This window comes from Alcaligenes sp. LTN-3 (assembly GCF_059735605.1).
Map to the genome: position 1 here is coordinate 44579 of NZ_JCAPDN010000004.1, position 20939 is coordinate 65517.

17 protein-coding genes are annotated in these 20939 nt (G+C 57.4%); 9 read left to right on the forward strand and 8 right to left on the reverse strand.

Going from position 1 to position 20939, the window contains the following annotated elements; genetic code table 11:
* Positions 1 to 108 precede the first annotated feature (108 nt).
* Positions 109 to 384: a response regulator transcription factor gene (locus AC6I6N_RS16675; protein WP_094197814.1), complete on the forward strand. Its 276-nt coding sequence runs from the start codon at positions 109 to 111 to the stop codon at positions 382 to 384.
* A 1-nt stretch (position 385) separates the two neighbouring features.
* Here AC6I6N_RS16675 and AC6I6N_RS16680 read toward each other — a convergent pair whose 3' ends face one another.
* Positions 386 to 1024, reverse strand: coding sequence for a hypothetical protein (locus tag AC6I6N_RS16680; RefSeq protein ID WP_094197813.1), 639 nt, complete (start codon positions 1022 to 1024; stop codon positions 386 to 388).
* A 133-nt stretch (positions 1025 to 1157) separates the two neighbouring features.
* Between AC6I6N_RS16680 and coaE the strand changes: the two genes are divergently transcribed.
* The 6 genes from coaE (at position 1158) to AC6I6N_RS16710 (ending at position 11764) form a co-directional block, all read left to right on the forward strand.
* Positions 1158 to 1805, forward strand: coding sequence for a dephospho-CoA kinase (gene coaE, locus AC6I6N_RS16685; RefSeq protein ID WP_094197812.1), 648 nt, complete (start codon positions 1158 to 1160; stop codon positions 1803 to 1805).
* Positions 1806 to 1809: 4 nt separating this feature from the next.
* Positions 1810 to 2565, forward strand: coding sequence for a cell division protein ZapD (zapD, locus tag AC6I6N_RS16690; RefSeq protein ID WP_094197811.1), 756 nt, complete (start codon positions 1810 to 1812; stop codon positions 2563 to 2565).
* Between the two features lie 221 nt (positions 2566 to 2786).
* A complete protein-coding gene (locus tag AC6I6N_RS16695; RefSeq protein ID WP_497943675.1) occupies positions 2787 to 4058 on the forward strand; it encodes an efflux RND transporter periplasmic adaptor subunit in 1272 nt (423 codons plus the stop codon).
* Positions 4059 to 4061: 3 nt separating this feature from the next.
* Positions 4062 to 7148: a multidrug efflux RND transporter permease subunit gene (locus AC6I6N_RS16700; protein ID WP_497943676.1), complete on the forward strand. Its 3087-nt coding sequence runs from the start codon at positions 4062 to 4064 to the stop codon at positions 7146 to 7148.
* A complete protein-coding gene (locus AC6I6N_RS16705) occupies positions 7145 to 10249 on the forward strand; it encodes an efflux RND transporter permease subunit (protein ID WP_497943677.1) in 3105 nt (1034 codons plus the stop codon). Before AC6I6N_RS16700 ends, AC6I6N_RS16705 begins: the two co-directional genes overlap by 4 nt.
* A 6-nt stretch (positions 10250 to 10255) precedes the next feature.
* On the forward strand, positions 10256 to 11764 hold the full coding sequence (locus tag AC6I6N_RS16710; protein WP_094197807.1) for an efflux transporter outer membrane subunit: 1509 nt from the start codon (positions 10256 to 10258) through the stop codon (positions 11762 to 11764).
* Between the two features lie 193 nt (positions 11765 to 11957).
* Here AC6I6N_RS16710 and AC6I6N_RS16715 read toward each other — a convergent pair whose 3' ends face one another.
* The 3 genes from AC6I6N_RS16715 to AC6I6N_RS16725 are packed head-to-tail and all read right to left on the reverse strand — an operon-like array spanning position 11958 to position 14540.
* Entirely contained in the window at positions 11958 to 12683 is a 726-nt protein-coding gene (locus AC6I6N_RS16715; protein ID WP_166727095.1) for a spermine/spermidine synthase domain-containing protein, read from the reverse strand.
* Entirely contained in the window at positions 12680 to 13681 is a 1002-nt protein-coding gene (locus AC6I6N_RS16720; RefSeq protein ID WP_497943678.1) for a Nudix family hydrolase, read from the reverse strand. The genes AC6I6N_RS16715 and AC6I6N_RS16720 overlap by 4 nt, the downstream gene beginning before the upstream one ends.
* Positions 13674 to 14540, reverse strand: coding sequence for an ATP-binding protein (locus AC6I6N_RS16725; RefSeq protein WP_094197805.1), 867 nt, complete (start codon positions 14538 to 14540; stop codon positions 13674 to 13676). Before AC6I6N_RS16725 ends, AC6I6N_RS16720 begins: the two co-directional genes overlap by 8 nt.
* 173 nt (positions 14541 to 14713) lie before the next feature.
* Between AC6I6N_RS16725 and ispB the strand changes: the two genes are divergently transcribed.
* The gene (gene ispB, locus AC6I6N_RS16730; protein ID WP_094197804.1) at positions 14714 to 15679 is read left to right on the forward strand and encodes an octaprenyl diphosphate synthase; all 966 of its coding nucleotides are present in this window, start codon (positions 14714 to 14716) and stop codon (positions 15677 to 15679) included.
* Positions 15680 to 15932: 253 nt separating this feature from the next.
* The gene (gltS, locus tag AC6I6N_RS16735) at positions 15933 to 17162 is read left to right on the forward strand and encodes a sodium/glutamate symporter (protein ID WP_121739656.1); all 1230 of its coding nucleotides are present in this window, start codon (positions 15933 to 15935) and stop codon (positions 17160 to 17162) included.
* A gap of 183 nt (positions 17163 to 17345) precedes the next feature.
* Here the strand turns inward: gltS and AC6I6N_RS16740 are convergent, their stop codons facing one another.
* The 4 genes from AC6I6N_RS16740 to AC6I6N_RS16755 are packed head-to-tail and all read right to left on the reverse strand — an operon-like array spanning position 17346 to position 20935.
* Positions 17346 to 18248: a TIGR01777 family oxidoreductase gene (locus AC6I6N_RS16740; RefSeq protein ID WP_497943679.1), complete on the reverse strand. Its 903-nt coding sequence runs from the start codon at positions 18246 to 18248 to the stop codon at positions 17346 to 17348.
* A 37-nt stretch (positions 18249 to 18285) separates the two neighbouring features.
* Positions 18286 to 19077: an SDR family NAD(P)-dependent oxidoreductase gene (locus tag AC6I6N_RS16745; protein WP_497943680.1), complete on the reverse strand. Its 792-nt coding sequence runs from the start codon at positions 19075 to 19077 to the stop codon at positions 18286 to 18288.
* A gap of 5 nt (positions 19078 to 19082) precedes the next feature.
* Positions 19083 to 19643, reverse strand: coding sequence for a DUF3833 domain-containing protein (locus tag AC6I6N_RS16750; RefSeq protein ID WP_094197800.1), 561 nt, complete (start codon positions 19641 to 19643; stop codon positions 19083 to 19085).
* Positions 19640 to 20935, reverse strand: a complete 1296-nt coding sequence (locus AC6I6N_RS16755; protein WP_497943681.1) for an MFS transporter — start codon at positions 20933 to 20935, stop codon at positions 19640 to 19642. The genes AC6I6N_RS16750 and AC6I6N_RS16755 overlap by 4 nt, the downstream gene beginning before the upstream one ends.
* Positions 20936 to 20939 lie beyond the last annotated feature (4 nt).

Sequence of the window (20939 nt, forward strand, 5' to 3'; positions counted from 1 at the left end):
ATAAGTTAACAGTCGTGTAGTCCCTGCCTAAAATGACAAACTCTGTCTATGGTTAATTCTTCACCTCGCAGGCGGCCTGTTCGCCTGGTACAGATATACGAGACTGACATGGTATTGAATAGTCACCTTCCCGCCTCTGTGCTTTTTGCAAGCCTGACTCCGCGCGAGCGCGACGTATTGTCTTATATCGCTATTGGTAAGGCGAATAAGGTTATTGCGGCTGAATTGGAGATTTCCCAGCGTACGGTTGAAGCGCATCGGGCACGCGTTTTCCAGAAGTTACGCGTGCGCAATGCGGTTGAGTTGACTCGTTTTGTGTTCAGCGAGCCAGGTCTGCGGGATGTGTTACCGCCCAGCTTGATGGGCGGCCTGTCTGCGCCTTAGCTTAGCGGCAAGCTGGGTTGGCCTGGCCGTCCAGTTCGCTGACCGGGTCGATGTCGGCTTGGCGAGTCAAATGGCTTTCCAGTGTGGGACGCTGCTGGTTGAAGGTGTTGATACGCAAGACGTTGTTGTTCACAAAGCTCAGGTCTGCCAGCGTCGAGTCGTTATCGGCCAACAGGGCGATGCGGGTGGGTTGTGTACCGATTGGAACCCAGCAGCCGCTCTTGTGGTGTTCCTGACCCGCGCCTACTGGGGTGGCACGCATACGCCATTGCCCTGCGGGAGCCAGGGTGACGCTGATTTTGTAGGGCTCGCAAGCGCCGCTTTGTGGCGGGCAGGATAGGGTGCCCAGGAAGGTTTTGGGTTCAGCCAGTTCGGGAACGCTGCGATCTGCCTGGACGGCGGGCTGTTCAGCGCGGGCCGGTGTAATGGCGTGCAGGCCTTCCTGGTTGCCAAACCCCAAATTGATTTGTGAGGGGGCACGGGCGGTACTGCTGCCTTGCGCTTGGCGCAGGGCGTCTTTCTGAGTGGAGCCACGGCCTTCGTTAGGGCTGGGCTGAACGGGCGCCTGGGCACATGCGGCCAGCAAAACGACCGAAAGCAAGGTAAGGGAGCGCAGAGGGGAAATCGTGGAGAAAGACATGGCGGGCTTCCGTGGACGGGTTGATAGCTGAATTCTACGCTAGACCAGGGGGGCGGGACAGTCTCAGGCCTATTGCGGGTAGGAGGATTGGCGCGGGTACGTTACAGTTTTGTTTTTTATCTGTGGATTGTTCATGCTGACGATTGGGCTGACTGGTGGAATTGGATCGGGCAAGAGCCAGGTGGCCCATTTTTTTGCCTCTTGGGGGGCGGCCGTTGTGGATACGGATGTGATCGCGCATGAGCTGACCGCGCCCGGTGGCCTGGCCATTGAACCGATTCGTGCCGCCTTCGGTACGCAGGCCTTGGCAGCGGACGGTTCCATGGATCGGGATTGGATGCGGGCCTGTGTGTTTGCTGACCCCAATGCCCGCCATCGCCTGGAGGCCATCATTCATCCCTTGATTTGGGATGTAACAAAAGCACAGGCCTTGAAAGCGCAAGGATGTTATCTTGTTGTGGTTGTACCCTTGCTGCTGGAGTCAGGACGATGGCGCGACCGTGTGGATCGGATTTGCGTTGTCGATTGTGATGAAGCGACCCAGATCGCGCGCGTACAGAAGCGTAACGGGCTGGCAGTGGCCACAATTGAACGTATCATGGCAGCACAGGCGCAACGTCAGCAACGCTTGGACGTGGCCGACGATGTGGTTCTGAACGATGGGCAGACGACTTTGCCTCTGTTGGAAGAGCGGGCGCGGGCAGTACACCAACGCTGGTGTGCCTTGACGGCCCGACACCACGACGTGTCTGACCCTACAGTCGACAAAAAAAGGTTTTAAACGCGTGACTCTATACGAATACCCCTGCAATGAGCGTGTCCGGGCTTTACTGAGAGTCGAGTATTTGTTCGATAGGCTGTTTCATTTTTCAGCCAACCAGGATGCGTACTCGCATCAGATCGCTGTAGCGACTTTGTTTGATTTGCTGGACATCTCGGATCGGACCGATTTACGTTCTGCCGTTCTTCAGGATCTGGAGCGTCAGCGCGTGGCGCTGGCTGCGCTGCGCGAGCACCCCGGTGTTCAGCTGCAGGCGCTGGACAAGATGATTGAGCAAATTGTGCGTGCGGCTGCTGACCTGTCGGCCCAAGGGCGGGTGGGGCAGGGCCTGCGCGACAATGAATGGTTGACCAGTTTGCGGGGCCGGGTAGCGGTGCCCGGTGGTACGTCTCAGGTGGACATGCCTTCTTATTATTCCTGGCAGCAGCGGCCCGATACGGATCGTGTCCAGGACCTGCGCCGCTGGTCGGAGTCTTTCCTGCCGCTCTATCACGGTCTGGCCTTGATTTTGCGCTTGCTGCGCCAGTCGGGCGACCCGGCTGATCTGCTAGCTCGCGACGGCTCTTATCAAGAAATGCTGGCAGGCAAGACCTTCCAGTTGCTGCGAGTATGGGTGGATGCCGGTGCCTGCATCTATCCGGAAATGAGCGCTAACCGCTACGTCATCTGGATACGCTTTGTGCAGCAAGACAATCAATTGAAACCGCAGGCCGTAACGGTAGATATCCCCTTTAGGCTGGCCCGTTGCAACTTTGGCTAACAACGCTGTTCATATAAGGTTCAGATAGCCGCTTTTATACTTGCTGGGCCAGCGTGGTCTAGCAAGGGGGCTGTTTTGTCAGCGCTTGTATCTCTTGATCGTTTCAGGCTAATTGCTATCGTGTTTTGGCGGCATAATGCGTGTCGCCGTCACGATAGGTAGTGCTTAAACGCTTATTAGACCGTGCATAGAGACAATTAAGTTTTAGCCGGGGAGTATTCATGTCGGAGTTGAACACAGGCAAAGGTCGGCGGTCCCGATCCTTCTATGTCTGGGTGTTGGTAGGGCTGCTGCTGACAGCAGGCCTTGTTTATTACGCCTTGTCTTCCCCTTCAGATACACCTACCCCCATGCGCGGGCCGCGCGGCATGATGGGGGCCAGCAAAGTTCCGGTTCAGGTAGCCACAGTCAAGACGGGTTTGATCGACCAAACAGTCAATGCGATTGCCACGGTCAAGCCCTTGCAGACAGTTGCGGTACGCGGTGAGGTCGATGGCGTGCTGGAGCGTATTCACTTCAAGGATGGGCAGCGTGTGAAGGCCGGCGATTTGTTGGCCGAGATTGATCCGCGTACCTACCAAGTGCAACTGGATCAGGCCCGGGGACAACTGGCACAGAGTCAGGCTCAGTTGAAGGGGGCGCAGCAGGAGCTGGCTCGTCATCGCGTCCTGTTCCAACAGAATTCGATTGCTCGCCAGGCCTTGGAAACCAAGGAAACGGCTGTTCAGCAGTTGCAGGCTCAGATCAAATCCAATCAAGCAGAAGTCGCTCGAGCCCAAGTGCAACTGGATCGCACGCGCATCACGGCGCCCCTGGATGGCCGCTTGGGCCTGCGTAAGCTCGATCAGGGCAATCTGGTCTCTGCCGGTAATACCGACGGGATTGTCGTGATTACTCAGGTTGATCCCATCGGCGTGGAGTTTTCCTTGCCGCAGAACCAATTGAGCAGTCTGCTGGAGGCCATGAAACAAAGCGAGTCGCCTTTGCGTGTGTCCCTGATCGACAGCAAAGCTCAGCTCTTGTCGGATAAAGGCCGCTTGCAGGCTCTGGATAACCAGATCGACATCAATACCGGCACGCTGAGAGTGAAGGCCGAGTTTGATAACGACAACGAAACCCTGTTTGCCAATCAGTTCGTCAATGCCCGCGTCTTTTTGGGCCAGGAACAAGGTCTGCTGATTCCATCGCATGCGATACAGCGGGGTTCGGTAGGTACCTATGTGTACACCCTGGATGACGAGGATAAGGTTCATATTCAGGTGGTAGAGCTGGGTACTGCCACCCTGGAATCGACGCTGATTAAAACTGGCCTGAAAGAAGGCGATCGCGTGGTGGTGGAGGGCACTGACCGTTTGCGCGAAGGCTCGGAGGTCGACGTGATGCAGCAAGATGGCCAGGCCAAGGAAAAACCGGCACCAACTGATGCAGGCGCTCAACCAGAGCAAGACACACGTTCGGGTGAGGGTCGCCGTCCACGTCCTGCAAGCGAGTAAGCCGTGAGCATGTCGCGTATCTTTATCCTGCGCCCGGTGGCTACCACCTTGGCGATGGTGGCTTTGCTGGTGTCCGGTTTGCTGGCCTATCGCATGTTGCCCGTGGCCGCTTTGCCGCAGGTCGATTACCCCACCATCCAGGTGGTTACGCTTTATCCGGGCGCCAGCCCGGATGTGGTGGCGGCCTTGATTACCTCACCGCTGGAGCGGCGCTTTGGCAGTATGTCTGGGCTGTCGCAGATGATTTCGTCCAGTTCGGGTGGGGCATCGCGCATTACCTTGCAGTTCGATTTGGGCTTGCCCCTGGATGTGGCCGAGCAAGAGGTGCAGGCGGCGATTAATGCCGCCTCTACGATGCTACCCAATGATTTGCCCGCGCCGCCTATCTATAACAAGGTCAATCCGGCTGACACCCCAGTCATTTCCCTGGCGGTGACCTCCCCCAATATGCCCTTGCACGAGGTGCGTGACCTGATTGATGTACGGGTTGCACAAAAGCTCTCGCAGGTGACGGGTGTGGGTCTGGTCAGTATTGCGGGTGGCCAGGAGCCGGCCATGCGGATTCAGGCCGATCCCAACGCGTTGGCAGTGCGTAATCTGACGCTGAACCATCTGCGGCAAGCCGTGGTTGCAGCCAATGTGAACCAGCCTAAAGGTAATCTGGATGGGCCTCAGCGCTCCACCAGTATCGGCGCCAACGAGCAGTTGAAAACCGTACAGGATTACGAAAACCTGATCGTCAGCTATAAGGATGGTGCGGCTGTACGCCTGGGCGAGCTGGCCAAGGTGGTGCGGGACGCTCAGGATGTGCGTCAGGCTGCCTGGATGGGCACCGTGCCAGCGATCTTGTTGAATATTCAGCGACAGCCTGGGGCCAATGTCATTGATGTAGTGGACCAGATTCAAAGCCTGCTGCCGGAAATACGTCGTTCCTTGCCGGTTGGTGTGGATGTGACCGTGGCCACGGACCGGACCCAGACCATTCGGGACTCGGTTGACCATGTGCAAAAGGAAATGATGCTGGCCATCGTGCTGGTGGTGCTGGTGACGTTTGTGTTTCTGCGCACGTGGACCGCCACGCTGATCCCTAGTGTTGTCGTGCCTATTTCCTTGATCGCCACCTTTGCCATCATGCTGATGTGGGGCTTCAGTATTAATAACCTGACCCTGATGGCCTTGACGGTTGCCACAGGTTTTGTGGTTGATGATGCGATCGTGATGATTGAGAACATCGCCCGTTACATCGAAAAGGGCGAAACCGCTTTGCAAGCCGCCTTGAAGGGCGCGGCGCAGATTGGTTTTACCTTGCTGTCCTTGACCATCTCCTTGATTGCCGTGCTGATCCCGTTGCTGTTCATGAGCGACGTTATTGGCCGCCTGTTCCGTGAGTTCGCCATTACCCTGGCCGTCGCCATCTTGCTGTCCTTGTTCATTTCGCTGACGCTCACGCCCATGATGTGTGCGCGCATGCTCAAACCCGAGAACGAGCGCCAGTATGGCCGCTTCACCACCTGGTTGGGGAACCGGATGGACCGCATTATTGCGGCTTATGACCGTGGCCTGATTGTGGTGCTGCGTCACCAGACCTTGACCTTGTGGGTTGCGGTGGGGACGGTGGTCTTGACGGGCCTGCTGTACGCGATTGTGCCCAAAGGATTTTTTCCACAACAAGATACCGGCTTGATTCAGGCCATTACCCAAGGGCCGCAAACCGCCTCGTTCCGCGCCATGGGCCATTTGCAGCAGCAAGCTGTGGCGATTGTGCTGGAAGACCCGGATGTAGAGGCCGTCACCTCATTTATCGGGGTAGATGGCACGAACGCCACCTTGAATAATGGCCGTTTGCAAATTGCCTTGAAGCCGATTGGCTCGGGCCGGGCCAGTGCCAATGAAATCATGGACAGGCTCAATGAGCGCTTGAAGGATATTCCCGACTTATCGGTGTATCAGCAGTCCATTCAGGAACTGACGGTAGACGACCAGATCAGTCGCAATGTGTACCAGATGGCTTTGTCTGACCCAGAGACGGAGGTGTTGACCACCTGGATGCCGCGTTGGCTGGATGCCGTCAATGCCTTGCCGCAGATTAAAGAGGCGTCCATGAGCCTGCAAAACGATGGCCTGCAGGTTCTGCTGGATATAGACCGGGATGCGGCGGCTCGTGTGGGCGTGACCAAAGCAAATATTGACGATGCGCTGTATGACGCCTTCGGACAGCGTTTGATTTCCACAATCTACACGCAGTCTGCCCAGTACCGGGTCGTGCTGGAGGTCAAGGATGAGTACCGCCAAGGCCCGCAGGATCTGGAAAATATCCATGTGATGACGGCAGCAGGCACACCCGTGCCGATTACGTCCTTGGCGCGGATCGATCTGGTGCCAACCACGCTATCGGTGGAGCGCTTGGGGCAGTTCCCGTCTGTGAATGTGTCCTTTGATCTGGCCGATGGTTATTCCTTGTCTGATGCCATTGAAGCGATTGAAACCGTGCCCGACCAGATTGGCATGCCCACCTCGATTGATACCCGCTATCTGGGTGCCGCCAAGGCGTTTCATGCTTCCTTGTCCAGCACACTGTGGCTGATGCTGGCTGCTGTGCTGACCATGTATATCGTGCTGGGTGTGTTGTACGAAAGCTATATCCACCCGATTACTATTTTGTCGACCTTGCCCTCGGCAGCGATTGGGGCGCTGCTGGCCTTGCTGTTGGCCGGACGGGATCTGGACATGGTGGGGGTAATCGGGATCATCCTGTTGATTGGTATCGTGAAAAAGAACGCCATCATGATGATCGACTTCGCTTTGGAGGCGCAGCGCGAGCAGGATATGAGTCCTCAGGAGGCGATTCATCAGGCCGCCTTGCTGCGTTTTCGCCCCATTCTGATGACAACGCTGGCCGCCTTGTTCAGTGCCATTCCACTGATGCTGGCGACCGGCTCTGGCGCCGAGCTGCGCCAACCTTTGGGATTGGTGATGGTGGGCGGGCTGTTAGCCAGCCAGGTGTTGACCTTGTTTACGACCCCCGTTATCTACCTGTTCTTTGATCGCTTTACCCGCCGTGGTGCTCAGTCGGTACGCGAGTTGTCATGAAGCGTTTGCTAGGGCTGTTTATCTTCCGGCCAGTGGGCTCCAGCCTGCTGGCACTGGCCATGGTGCTCATGGGGGCTTTGGCACTGCGTTTATTGCCTGTGTCGTCGTTGCCGGAAATGGATTTTCCGGTGATCGCGGTCTCGGCCAATTTGCCCGGTGCCAGCCCTGAAACCATGGCCTCCAGTGTGGCCACCCCACTGGAGCAGGCACTAGGTTCCATTGCCGGTGTCTCTGAGATGAGTTCTCGCAGTAGCGAGGGTTCCACCCAGATCATACTGGTGTTCGATCTGGACCGAGATATTGAAGGGGCTGCCCGTGATGTGCAGGCCGCTATCAATCAGGCTCGCCCGATGTTGCCGTCGGGTATGTCCAGTGTGCCCACCTACGAGAAGGTCAACCCCTCGTCCATGCCTATCATGGTGCTGGCGCTGACGTCGCAAACGGCGAACAAGGCGCAGCTTTTTGATATGGCCAGTGGTATTGTCCAGCAGAAACTGGCTCAGATTCCGGGGGTGGGCTCGGTCGAGGTGGGCGGTGGCTCTTTGCCTGCGGTACGGGTGGGGCTGAACCCCAAGGCGTTGGCCTCGGCCGGTATTGCGCTCGATGATGTGCGCTCGGTGATCAATAACGCCAACAGCCTGCGTCCCAACGGCTATCTGGAAGGTGAGCAGGGCCAGTGGCAGATCAATTCGGGGAAACAATACAATCAGGCCCGTTTTTTTGAGCCCTTGGTTCTGAAGAATCAGGACGGGCAGGTTATCCGTTTGGGAGATGTCGCCAAGGTCGAGGACTCCGTCGAGAACATTCACAGCCTGGGGTATTGGAATAACCAGGAAGCTGTTTTGCTGATTGTGCGTCGGCAGGCCGGTGCCAACATTATTGAGACGGTCAATACTATCCGCGCGCGCTTGCAGGATATCGAGGAAATGCTGCCCAGCCAGGCGCAATTGACGGTGGCGCAGGATCGCACCCCCAGTATCCGCGCCACGCTGGAAGAGGCCCAACTGACGCTGATTATTGCGGTGGCCCTGGTGGTGCTGGTGGTCTTGCTGTTCCTGCGAAACTGGCGCGCTGCCTTGATCCCCGCTATCGCCGTGCCCGCTTCCTTGATTAGCACCTTTGCTTTCATGCATTTGTTCGGCTTTACGCTGAACACCATTTCCTTGATGGCCTTGATTGTGGCCACGGGTTTTGTGGTGGATGACGCCATCGTGGTGCTGGAAAGTATTATGCGTTACCTGGAAAAAGGCTTGTCCCCTATGCGGGCGGCCTTGCGCGGGACGCGGGAGGTGGGCTTTACCGTCACGGCCATGAGCCTGTCGCTGGTGGCGGTGTTTATTCCCTTGTGGTTGATCGGGGGATTGGCTGGGCGCCTGTTCATGGAGTTTGCCGTCACCTTGTGTACGGCCGTGCTGGTGTCCCTGGTGATCTCCTTGATGCTGACTCCCATGATGTCCGCCCGATTGCTGCGCCCAGGACCGCAAGAGCATGAGTCTACCCATCCCCTTAGTCGTTTTCTGGGCTGGATAGGCAGTGTCAGTTGGCGTGCTTACCGTCGCTCTTTGGATTGGGCGCTCAAGCATCATCGCCTGATGTTGTTTTCCTTGTTCGCCACGATAGGGTTGAATGTGTACCTGTATGCGGTGGTGCCCAAGGGGCTGTTTCCACAGCAGGATACCGGTCAGTTGATGGGGTTTTTCCGGGTCGATAGGGGCACCTCGTTCCAGTCCATGGAGCCTAAGCTGGAGTACTTCCGTTCCATCCTGAATCAGGACCCGGACATCCGTTCGGTGGCTGTCTTTGCCGGTGGTCGTAGTGGTAGCACCTCGTCCTTCATTCTGGTTGAGCTCAAGCCCATGGATGAGCGCAAAGCCAGCACAACAGATATTGTGAATCGCCTGCGCGATCCTTTATCCACCACGCCGGGTGCGCGCATGTTCATGGTGCCTCAGCAAGATATTCCGGTCGGTAGCGGCGGCGGCGGGCGCAGTGGCTCTTATGACTACTCCTTGCTGGGGAGCGACCTGGAGTTGCTGAAAACCTGGTTGCCCAAGGTTCAGCAGGCCATGGCCGAATTGCCTGAACTGGTAGACGTGGACACAGGCACGGATGACAAGGCTGGCCTGGTTCAACTGGAAATTGATCGGGATATGGCAACGCGCCTGGGCGTGGATATGTCCATGGTGGCAGGGACCTTGAACAACTCCTTCTCCCAGCGTCAGGTTTCCACAATTTTTGGACGGTTGAACCAGTATCACGTTGTCATGGAGGTCGAGCCGCGTTTTGCTCAGGATCTGGAGTCTTTGAAGGAGATTGAGGTCGTTGCCAAAGATGGCACGCGCGTGCCTTTGTCCGCCTTTACGCGCTTTACGACGGGCACCGCGCCGCGCAGCATTAACCACATGGGTCTGCTGGTGGCCGAGTCTGTGTCTTTTGGTTTGGCCGAAGGCGTCACCCTCAGTCAGGCGACAGAGGCCATTGAGCAGGCCATGGCCCGGATTCAGTTGCCTACCCGCGAGATTCAGGCCGGCTTTGAGGGCAATACGGCGCAGATGCTTGATGCCCTGGCCAAGCAACCCCTGATGTTCCTTGCCGCCTTGGTGGCCTTGTACATTGTGCTTGGGATGCTGTACGAGAGCTATATGCACCCGCTGACCATTCTGTCCACTTTGCCCTCGGCTGGGATTGGGGCCTTGCTGGCCTTGATGATGACCAGTGGCGAGTTCAATCTGATTGCCATGATCGGAGTATTTTTGTTGATTGGTATCGTCAAGAAAAACGCCATCATGATGGTGGACTACGCCTTGCAAATGGAGCGTGAGCGCGGCATGGGCTCGCGTGAGGCTATTTATGAGGCCTGCCTGGTGCGTTTCCGCCCCATCATGATGACAACCTTGTCCGCTATTTTTGGCGCTGTTCCTTTGATTCTGGCCTCCGGGCCGGGCGTGGAAATGCGCCAGCCGCTGGGTGTCACCATTGTGGGTGGTTTGGTGCTCAGTCAAATCCTGACTTTGTACACCACGCCCGTGGTTTATCTTTATCTGGATCGTTTGCGCCATCGCTTCATGCGCGGCAAGAACCAGACAAACTTGAATACATAAGCTGATATGCCTATTTCTACTGCCACGATGTTTCCGCGCTTTGCACTGGCTGGGATGGTGCTGCTCCTGTCCGCATGTGCCGTTGGCCCTGATTATCAGCGGCCTGAGGCCCCAGTGGGGGAGCACTTTCGGGAAAAGGTGCGTTCCACGGCCTGGAAGCAGGCTGAACCGGCTGACTTGAAGGATCGCGGCCCCTGGTGGGAAAGCTTTAATGACGGCGTGCTCAATACCTTGATGCAAAGCCTGAACGAGCAGAACTTTAGCTTGCAGCAAGCACAGGCACGCGTCCGGCAGGCGCAAGCCACCTTGTCCAACACGCGCTCGACTCTGTTTCCGAAAGTGGACAGCTCGGTCGGAACCACGCGACGGGGCGGCGGCTCGGGTGATACCAGCCAAAGCAGCAGCGCTTACGATGCCAGCATCACCGTGAATTGGGAAGTGGATTTGTGGGGGCGGATTCGCCGTCAGGTAGAAGCGGGTGACGCAGGCCTGCAAGCCAGTGCTGCGGATATGGCCGCCACGCGTTTGAGCCTGCAGTCGCAATTGGCCCAAACTTATTTGCAGTACCGCAGTGTGGAATCCAGCGAACGCGTGCTGGATGAAACTGTGGCCGCGTACGAGCGCTCTTTGCAAATTAATCAGAATCGTCTGGACGCCGGTTTTTCGGCCCCGGGAGACGTAGCGGCAGCCTTAAGTCAGCTTGAAAACGCACGTACTCAGCGCCTGGCTTTGAATCGTGAAAAGGCCTCCTATCAGCATGCCATGGCGGTGTTGGTGGGCCGTGCGCCGTCCCAGTTCGAGGTGGTGCCGCATGCGCCTTGGCCAGTGGCTCCGGATATTCCGGTGGGCTTGCCATCCAGCCTGCTGGAACGTCGCCCCGATGTGGCCCGGGCCGAGCGTCGTATGGCGCAGGCCAATGCCCAGATTGGTGTAGCCAAAGCCGCCTGGTTTCCCAGCTTGAGCCTGAAAGCCAGCGGGGGGTTTAGCAGCAGTGATTTAAGTGAATGGCTGACGGCACCCGCGCGTGTCTGGTCCCTGGGGCCTGCCTTCGCCCTGACCTTGCTGGATTTTGGAGCGCGTCGTGCACAAGTCGAGCAGGCCAAGGCCAGTTATGACGAACAATTGGCGGCTTACCGCCAGACGGTTCTGGATGCGCTGAAAGAAGTGGAAGATGCCTTGTCGGAGCGTAATGGCCTGGAGCTGGAGCAAGCTAGTCAAGCGCGTTCTCTGGCGGCGGCCCGCGAGTCCTTGCGGCTGACGCGCAATCAGTTTGATGCCGGTCTGGTGGATTTTCTGAGTCTGGCGCAAACCCAGGCCACGGCCTTGTCAGCCGAGCGGCAGGCCTTGGATCTGGAGTCTCAACGCTTGCGGGCGGCAGTCAAACTGATGGTGGCCTTGGGCGGTGGCTGGGATGCGCAAACTGGGCTGACTTCAGAGGAAGTTACAAAAGCGGGTATGAAGAAAACCGATGGGGCAGAGTCTGTCGCAGACGCATCAGGTCCTGCCGCCGAGTGATGCCCAAGGCCCAGGACGGGCTGGCAGGTTTGCTATGTCATGTAAGCCCGTTTCAGGAATAGGTGAACCAGACCTTGGAGACAGCCAATTCGCTGTGACTTTGAATGTTGCGAAGGCAAAAAAATACCCCAAGAGCGGAGTTGCCAGTCAGTTTCCGGGGTATTTTTTTAAAGCTTGGCTGAGGTTTTTGAACTTAGTCCTGGTCCATCCAGGCATATAGCCCGTCAACCCATTCCTTGCCGTCGTCCAAACCCAAGAGGGCGTGGATCTCTTCAGCACGTTGGTACAAATCATCAAAATCAATTTGTGGCGGGTCTACAAAGGCCAGGGCAACCAGATTCCCGTCATGGGTTTCAGGTAGCCAGACCACGGCAGAGAAGCTCTCTTGCAACGCATGCAGATTGCGCGCATGTACCCGTTCCGACCCCAGTAAATTGACCGTCAATAGTCCTTGCGGCCCCAGAGCTTTGCGGCAGGCCTGGTAAAAGGCTTCGCTTTCCAGTGCAGGGTGCTCGGCCTGATCAGAGTAGACATCAACTTGCAGCACATCCAGCTCGCCATATACCGCGTCCAGATAGTCCAGCGCGTCTACCGTGTGTACGTTCAAGCGTTGGTCGTCGGGCGGTAAATTGAACAGCAGCCGGCTGGCTTGCACCACTTCCGGATTGATTTCCACCGCGTCGATACGCGCCTGGGGGAAATGCTGGTAGCAAAAGCGCGTCAGGCTGCCTGCGCCCAGGCCAAGCTGGGCAATACGGCGCGGATCGGTCTGGAACAAGCTCCAGATCATCATTTGACGGATGTAGTGCAGCTCCAACTGATCGGGAGCATCCAGGCGCATGGCGCCCTGCACCCAGGCCGAGCCCAGGTGCAGGTAGCGCACGCCTTCGTGTTCCGAAATAGAGACCTGCGGCATCATACCGGGTCGCTGTCCAGCATATGGCGCATACCGGCAATGCCGTGTGCGCCGTGATTGCGGGCTTGAGCCAGAGTGTTGGCCGATTGTCCGCCGATTGCAAACACAGGCAGGCCAGCTTGTTCGGCCAGACTGGCAAAACGGGCCCAGCCCATACCGGGATCGCCGGGATGAGAGGCGGTTTCCAGGACATGGCCCAGAACCAGAAAGTCCGCCTGGATTTTGCGGGCTATTTCAATATCACGTTCATTGTGCGTGGACATGCCGATCAAGCCTTTGCTGATCGCGGGAAATGTCGCCAGGGTGTCGTGGCATTTCGCAGACAGGGCTTGGGCGTCGCTGGCGCGCAAGTGCACACCATCGGCGTGGTCCCACCAGCTCTCGGGGTGCAGACTGTTGACCAGGCAGCGCGCTTGGTAACGCTGGCACAGGTTCACCACTTGCAGAAACGCCTGGTGCAAATGGAACTCGGCATCAGGTCGGGCAGCCCAGGCAGGCTCACGAAACTGAACCAGGGCCGGGCCTTGTTGCAGAGCTTGTTCCAGTTGTTCCAGATAGGCGGGTAAGCGGGCTGGCTCGTCGATGTTGCTAATCAGATAGCGTTCGGGCAGTTGCAGCCATTTCAGCGGCGGTTCGGTAGCAGGCAGTACAGGGCCGACTTCCAATGGACCTTTAGGGTTGACCCAGGCAAGCTCCTGGCCTTCCAGGCACTGTGGTTCGCCTTCCCATTCCCGCACCAGACAGAAAGAGAGTTTGACGAAGTTCTTGGGGTATTCGTGTGTATAGGTGACCCAGGGGTGTGCGTGGGTCGTTTCAATGCCGAGTTCTTCGCGCAGTTCCCGTACCAGTGCCTGTACGACGCTCTCGCCCGCTTCAATCTTGCCGCCAGGCAATTCCCACCAGCCTGGCCAGGGTTTATCGGCTGGGCGTTTTCCCAGTAGCACTTGGCCGTGTTGGTTCAGTAAAACGCCAACGGCCACTTCCAACGTGGGTTTAGACATGTCTAGCGGTCCAATCTCTAGCAAATTGACGTGCTACCCGGCCGGAGCGCGAGCCACGTTCCAGAGCCCATTGCAAGGCTTCCGTACGCGAGCTTTCGATGTGTTCTGCAGGGCAACCCAATGCGCCCAGCCAGTAATACACAATGTCCAGATAGTCGTCTTGTTTAAAGGGGTAAAACGACAACCATAGTCCAAAGCGCTCAGATAGGGATACCTTTTCTTCAACGGCCTCACCGGGGTGGATCTCGCCGTCTGCGGAAGTGGAGGTGCTCAGGTTCTCCTTCATGTATTCAGGCATCAGGTGACGTCGGTTGGACGTGGCGTAGATCAGTACATTGTCGCCAGGGGAGGCCAGTGAGCCGTCCAGCACGGATTTGAGCGCCTTGTAACCGGCTTCGCCTTCTTCAAAAGACAGGTCGTCGCTGAAGATGATGAAGTGTTCGGGGCGCTTGCTGATCAGGTCAATGATGTAACCCAGATCGCCTAGATCGGACTTGTCCACCTCGATCAGGCGCAGGCCCTGGTCGGCAAATTTGGCCAGCATGGCTTTGACCAGCGAGCTTTTTCCGGTCCCGCGCGCACCGGTCATCAAGACGTTATTGGCGGGTTTGCCTGCCAGAAAATGGCGGGTGTTGCGCTCAATAATGCTTTTTTGGCGTTCGATATGGTGCAGATCGTCCGGTTGGATGGTGGCGACGTGCGAGACACCTTCCAACCAGCCACGCGTACCATTGGTGCGCCAGCGAAATGCCACGCAATCCCAGTTGACAGGAGGGGGAGCAGGGGGGAGCCAGGCTTCCAATTGAGCGAGAACCCGCTCGGCCCGGCTGATCAGGGTACTCAGGTCTTGCGAGCTCAAGACGGTCTCCGTTTCAGGTTGAAACGCTTATTATCGCTAATTTGGCACCTTTTTCTGCGATCACTGTTGTGCTGGACGCGTAACAATGGGCCCAAAGCGATTCAAGATCGTATAATCACTCAGTTATGGTTGGCCGCTACGGGCCCCCTCCCTTACTCGTCCGGAATTCTGTTTTGAACCTGTCCACCCTGATTGAACCTATTGCCGACGACATGAAGGCTCTTGATGTCGTCATTCGTGAGCGCTTGAATTCGGATGTGGTGCTGATACGCACAATCGGCGAATACATCGTTAGTGCGGGTGGCAAACGTATGCGTCCCGCGCTTTTGTTGCTGGTAGCCCGCGCACTGGCTTATCAGGGGAACACGCATCATTTGCTGGCTGGCGTTGTGGAGTTCATCCACACGGCCACCTTGCTGCACGACGATGTCGTTGATGAATCCGATATGCGTCGCGGTCGCCACACGGCCAATGCCGTCTATGGCAATGCAGCCAGTGTGTTGGTGGGCGACTACCTGTACTCGCGCTCTTTCGAGATGATGGTGCAGTCGAACTCCATGCCTGCCATGGCTGTGTTGTCAGCAGCCACCACGGTGATCGCTGAAGGCGAGGTCTTGCAACTGCTGAACGTACACGACCCGGACGTTTCTCTAGAGCGTTACCTGCAAGTCGTGCGCTACAAGACAGCCAAACTGTTTGAGGCGGCCGCGCAAGTTGGCGCGATTGTGGCCGGAGCTTCGCCCGAGATGGAAGAGGCCATGGCTGCGTATGGTCGTCACCTGGGTACGGCCTTTCAACTGGTTGATGATGTGCTCGATTACACCGGTGATGCCCAGGCATTGGGCAAGAACGTGGGTGACGATCTGCGCGAAGGCAAGCCCACTATGCCACTGATCCGTGTCATGGAAGTGGGGACACCCGAACAAGTCCAGTTGATCAAGTCCGCCATTGAAACCGGTGATGCGGATTTTGCGGCAGTGGCCCAGGCCATTGAGCAAACTGACGCGTTGGCGTACACCCGCGAAGCGGCCAAGGCGGAAGCCCAATTGGCGGTGCAGGCTCTGGCGGATGTGCCTGAGAGCGAATTCAAGCAGGTATTGCTCAGCTTGTGCGCGTTTTCCATCGAACGCGATCGCTAAGCATCACCTTTTCCCCAACCCGCCGGCAGGCGGGTTTTTTTGTAATAAGGCGGGCCGATTAACGGAAATAGGCGTCATTAGGCGTCTGTTCATGTTATTTTTCTCGGTTTTGCTACGCTGTTGGTGGTCATGCCTTTGTCCCACAAGGACGAAGTAGCAACGATAGACACGCCTATTTGAACAAACTGGTTTGAAGCCTCTGTCAGACACATAGGTGCAGGCCCCTTATTCCAAAGATGTAAGGAACGGATAGATGAATATTCAGCTCGATATAGCGCAAACGGTCGGTTTAGCGGCTGTTTTTCTCGTGCTGGGAGAATATATAAAGAATCGCGTTGCTGTGCTGGCCCGCTATTTCATTCCCAGCCCCATTATTGGCGGTTTGGTTTTTGCATTGATTGCCCTGGTGGGTCACGAGACGGGTTCGTTTCACTTCTCTTTCAACGACGATATACGCAACTTCTTGTTGATGGCCTTTTTTACCACCATTGGCTTTTCAGCAAGTTTCGAGCTGTTGAAAAAGGGGGGGCTGGCAGTGGCCCTGTTTTTGGGCTGTGCGGTTGTCCTGATTATTCTGCAAAACGTGATGGGTGTCACCCTGGCCGCTTTGATGGATGCCAATCCCTTGCTGGGCCTGGCGGCCGGTTCGGTCGCCATGACAGGAGGTCACGGGACCTCCGCCGCTTTTGGCCCCTTGCTGGAGAACGCAGGTGCTGTGGGGGCCTTGCCCGCTGCCATTGCCGCGTCGACCTGGGGGCTGGTGATGGGGTGTGTCATTGGTGGTCCTTTGGGCCGACGCCTGATGAAAAAACACAAGATTGACGGCCCTGCACCACACCGTCGTCATCGTCGCCAGCATGAAGGTGCAAACGTACCCCATGCTATGCAAGCCCAGGTTAAAGAAACCGTTCAGCTTGATGACGGTGGCTTTGAAATGCCGGTCTACGCGGTCGTTCTGCTGTCCATTGCGATTGGGGTGGGCAGTGTCATCATCGAATGGTTGGGTGAGCGCGGCATCGTGCTGCCTGCCTACCTGGGGTCCATGCTGGTGGCAGCCGTTATCCGTAATGTGATTGATTGGCGTCGTTACCGCTTGCCGGAAAAAGAGTTTGAAATTATCGGCAATGTGTCGCTGGCTTTCTTCCTGGTCATGGCATTGATGGTGATGAAGTTGTGGGAACTGGCTCAAGTGGCCGGTCCCTTGCTGGTGATTCTGATTGCCCAGACCGTGATGATGTACTTCTTTGCCCGATATGTGACCTTCAATGTCATGGGCAAGGACTATGACGCTGTTGTGATGTCGGCCGGGCATTGTGGTTTCGGCATGGGGGCAACGCCGAACGCCATGGCCAATATGCAGGCTTTTACGGAAGATAATGGCCCCTCGCGCAAGGCCTTTTTTGTGATTCCCTTGGTGGGCTCCTTGTTCATCGATTTTTTCAACGCCGTGATTATCACCGGCTTTGTAAACTTTCTGACGTAAGCGCGCAAGGCTCAGGCCGCGCCGAACGGCGCGGCAGTGTCTCGTGGCCGGACGCTTGGGCGTCACGGACAGGGGGTGTGGGGATTTTGCTCGGGACGGCTTGGGCCAAGGCGATGCCCGAACCTTAGCGTCCGCCGTTTTTTGATGGGCAAGATGGCAAAACCACCTCTGTAAACGATCCGTTCAGGCTTTGTTAAGCACATTCCTTAAGGCCTCGGACAGTTCAGGGTGACGCCAACTGAAACCCGCTTGCTGGGCGCGTTGCGGAATCAGTCGTTGTCCGCCCAGCAGCAGAACAGACATCTCTCCCAATGCCAGCCGTAGCACCCAGGCCGGGGCATGAAACAGGGCTGGCTTGCCCAGCTCTTGCGCCAGGATGCGGGTGAACTCCGCATTGCGCACAGGCTGCGGCGCACACGCGTTATAGGGGCCTTCACAGCTTTGATTGTGCAAAAGGTAGTCGATGAGAGCGACCTGGTCTTCAATGTGTATCCATGGCATCCACTGCTGACCATCACCTAGTCTGGCACCCAATCCCAGCTTGAACGAGGGCAGGAGTCGAGCCAATATTCCTGCATTGTTGGCCAAGACGGGTGCGGTGCGTAGCAAGACCACGCGTACCCCCCATTGGCGTGCCTGTTCGGCCTCTTGCTCCCAGGCCACACAAAGTTGGCTGCCGAAGTCTTTGTGGCTTGGTGCACTGTCTTCGGATAAAGGCTGTTGCCCACCGTCTCCGTACCAGCCTGTGGCTGAGCCCGAGATCAATATGGGCGGCACCGACGCTTGCTGCCCCATCCAGTCTACCAGGCGGCGAGTCAGATCCACACGACTACGCCACAGAAGCTGGCGGCGTGAATCAGTCCAGCGTTGATTGGCAATCGGGGCCCCAGCCAGGTTGATGACGGCGTCAAATGGCGCGTTGCCATTTAGCTCTTCAAGAGTGGCTACGCCTTTTGCGCCCGGGCATAACTGGGGAACTTGCTGCGGGGTGCGGCTCCATACCCAGAGTTCATGGCCCTGAGCTTGCCATTGTTGGCAAAGGGCCTGTCCAATGAGGCCGGTGCCCCCGGTCAGAAGGATGCGCATCGGATTCTCCGTGTTTAACAGTGAGCCGCCGGTGAAATTACATGCCGGTGACACGGCGTACCGCCCAGAAATACCAGCTATCTGGCAAGCATCGCATGAGTTTGACCCAGCCAGTGAAACGGCGAGGAAAGTTCATTTCAAACTGTCCCTGTTTCCAGCCGTGCAAGATATGCTGCGCCGCTTCTTCGGGGGTGATCAGTGCGGGCATCTTGAAACTGTTTTGTGCAGTTAATGGGGTGTCCACAAACCCCGGGTTGATAATGGAAACACCCAGCCCTAAAGGGTGCAGGTCCAGGTAGAGGTTTTCGGCCAGGTTGTTCAGCGCCGCTTTGGTGGGGCCGTAGGCCAGGGACATCGGCAGCCCTCGATAGCCGGCCACGCTGCCGACTAAAGCCAGGTGACCGCGTCCGGCTGCAAGCAACATCGGCAGAACCGTGTCCAGCAGGTGCAGTGCGCCGACATAGTTAACGGCCAGATGTCGCTGCATTTCAAGCAGATCGAAGTGCGTCGCTCGTTGAGGCTGGTATCTGCCAGCGCAATACAGCACCAGGTCCGGGGCCTTGTCCGCGTAGGCTTGAACCATTGTCTTGGCCGCCACCATGGAGTCGAGTTGGGTGACATCCAGCGGTACGGCCAGAAAGCCATCTCGGCCATCAGCCAGGGTGTGCAGTGCATCGGCATCTCTGGCCGAGATGATGACACGTGCCCCTTGGGCATGGAGTGCTTGTGCGGTGGCTTTGCCTATGCCCGATGAGGCGCCGACAATCCAGGCGCATTTGCCTTGCCATTGACTGATCGGCGGGTTGAGTTTTGTGTGCAGCATTGCCATCACACTTACTCCTTAGTGAAGGACAAGGTTACGTCACCAAGATGAAAACCAAATTTGCTCATGGCGGCGCGGTTGAGCATGGTGCGACCATCCATCAAATACATCCAGTCGTCCATGTTGACGTTCCAGACTTTGCCGTCCACGGGCAGTGCCAGCACATAATTCCAATGGAAGGCGTTGCCCGCGGTCTGCCCTTGTGCTTGTCCCACCACGTCGTCCGCGCGCCCGGTGTAATGGCCGTCACCCAGATATTTCAAATGCCAGATCCGTTGCTGTGTGGTGCCATCACTGTAGACAAAGTGCTCATCGAGCACGCCTTCATCGCCATTCCAGGTGCCTGTCATGCGCACGGTGAAGCGTTTGACCACTTTGCCGGAGCGGTCTGTGAACAAGCCGTGGGCGGTCAAGGGCCCGTTGAAATACTGACGCAGGTCCAGTTCGGGACGCTCCTGGGCATAGTCCTGTACGGTGGGCCCTACACACCCGGCCAGCAATCCGGTGAGTGTCAGTCCCAGAATGGCGCGCCGCCAGGGCAGGGTCGAGACACGGCATGTTGTCAATTTCATATCAGTCTCCAGGAGGTGTGCAGGTGCTCAGCGCGCCATAGGCATGCCCACGCCAGCAGTTTGAACAGGCAGGGAAGGCCACCATAGGTCCAGGCCAGTGCCTGCAGGCCTGCCGGGTCGGTCGTGCCGCTGTGGTAACCCAGAAAGGCGAGCAGCGGCAGACACAGCCCGGCGGCTAAAGCCAGATTGAGCTTGGTGGCACAAGCCCACCAGCCCAGATATCGTCCTTCGCCCGAGCCACCGTGACCGGACTCATGGATGACACCGGTCAGCAAAGCGCCTGGCAGTGCCAGATCCGCGCCAAGGGCAAGCCCGCTTGCCAGGCAGATAAGGATGAAGACCTTGCCGTCACCAGCATCAAGCCAGGGTGTTAGCGAAAAGGCGATGATGCTTGCCAGCATGCCAGCGCGCCAACTGGGGGCGAGGCCCCAGCGCGAAACGGCCTTGATCCACAGTGGCAGCCCGGCCGCCGCAGCACCGAAATAACACAAGAGGAAAAGTGGTTGCATATCGGCTGCCTGCAGACGGTCCGTTACGAAAAACGGGAGCAGGGTGGCGGGTATGGCAGCGGCCACACCGTTGAGCATGAAGACTGATAACAGCCGGCGGAAACTGGCATCTGCCCAGGGGGAGGCGGCCTGAGCAGGTCTGATGTGACGATGTCCGTAACGTGTTGGGCTTGCTGTGAATCGTTGCAGGCTATGCAGTCCGAGCAAGCCTAGGGCAAGAGCCAGAAAAAGCACGATACTGGTCACGTCAAAGCCCAGCCAGGTAGGCAAGATGCTGGCCAGCAGGACACCGGCAAGCGTGGCGCCTTCTCGCCATGCCGTCACGCGTGCGCGCCAATGGGGGTCACCTCCCCAACGGGTACCCCAGGCCTGATGCAGTATGCTCACGGCGCTATAGGCCAGGGTGCATACCAGTAGGCTGACCGCCAGCCAGATTAGCGCCGCCTCTTGAACAGCCAGGGGAGGATGCCACAAGGCGGCAAACCCCAAGACCATGATGACACTGCCCAGCACGGCTGCCAGCCAGGCTTGACGTTGTCCTCGATGCAAAAGGCGATCGGCCAGGCGTCCCAATGCGGGATCGAGCACCGCGTCAATGGCTCGAGTGGCAAGCAGTACGGCACCCAGACTGGCCAGAGGCACGCCCGCCACCGCTGCATAGTAATGAGGCAGGTTGACGTATAAAGGCAGCGACACAAAAGCCAGCGGTAGGCCAAGACTCCCGTAAGAGAGCCCTGTACGCCAGTGCAGCGGTGTGGAGGGGCCAAGGTCTTGGGAGGGCATGGTG

Coding starts and splice junctions, on each gene's coding strand:
- AC6I6N_RS16675 (WP_094197814.1), top strand. CDS start 109: ATGGTATTGAATAGTCACCTTCCCGCCTCTGTGCTTTTTGCAAGCCTG.
- AC6I6N_RS16680 (WP_094197813.1), bottom strand. CDS start 1,024: ATGTCTTTCTCCACGATTTCCCCTCTGCGCTCCCTTACCTTGCTTTCG.
- coaE (WP_094197812.1), top strand. CDS start 1,158: ATGCTGACGATTGGGCTGACTGGTGGAATTGGATCGGGCAAGAGCCAG.
- AC6I6N_RS16695 (WP_497943675.1), top strand. CDS start 2,787: ATGTCGGAGTTGAACACAGGCAAAGGTCGGCGGTCCCGATCCTTCTAT.
- AC6I6N_RS16705 (WP_497943677.1), top strand. CDS start 7,145: ATGAAGCGTTTGCTAGGGCTGTTTATCTTCCGGCCAGTGGGCTCCAGC.
- AC6I6N_RS16710 (WP_094197807.1), top strand. CDS start 10,256: ATGCCTATTTCTACTGCCACGATGTTTCCGCGCTTTGCACTGGCTGGG.
- AC6I6N_RS16715 (WP_166727095.1), bottom strand. CDS start 12,683: ATGATGCCGCAGGTCTCTATTTCGGAACACGAAGGCGTGCGCTACCTG.
- AC6I6N_RS16720 (WP_497943678.1), bottom strand. CDS start 13,681: ATGTCTAAACCCACGTTGGAAGTGGCCGTTGGCGTTTTACTGAACCAA.
- gltS (WP_121739656.1), top strand. CDS start 15,933: ATGAATATTCAGCTCGATATAGCGCAAACGGTCGGTTTAGCGGCTGTT.
- AC6I6N_RS16740 (WP_497943679.1), bottom strand. CDS start 18,248: ATGCGCATCCTTCTGACCGGGGGCACCGGCCTCATTGGACAGGCCCTT.
- AC6I6N_RS16745 (WP_497943680.1), bottom strand. CDS start 19,077: ATGGCAATGCTGCACACAAAACTCAACCCGCCGATCAGTCAATGGCAA.
- AC6I6N_RS16750 (WP_094197800.1), bottom strand. CDS start 19,643: ATGAAATTGACAACATGCCGTGTCTCGACCCTGCCCTGGCGGCGCGCC.
- AC6I6N_RS16755 (WP_497943681.1), bottom strand. CDS start 20,935: ATGCCCTCCCAAGACCTTGGCCCCTCCACACCGCTGCACTGGCGTACA.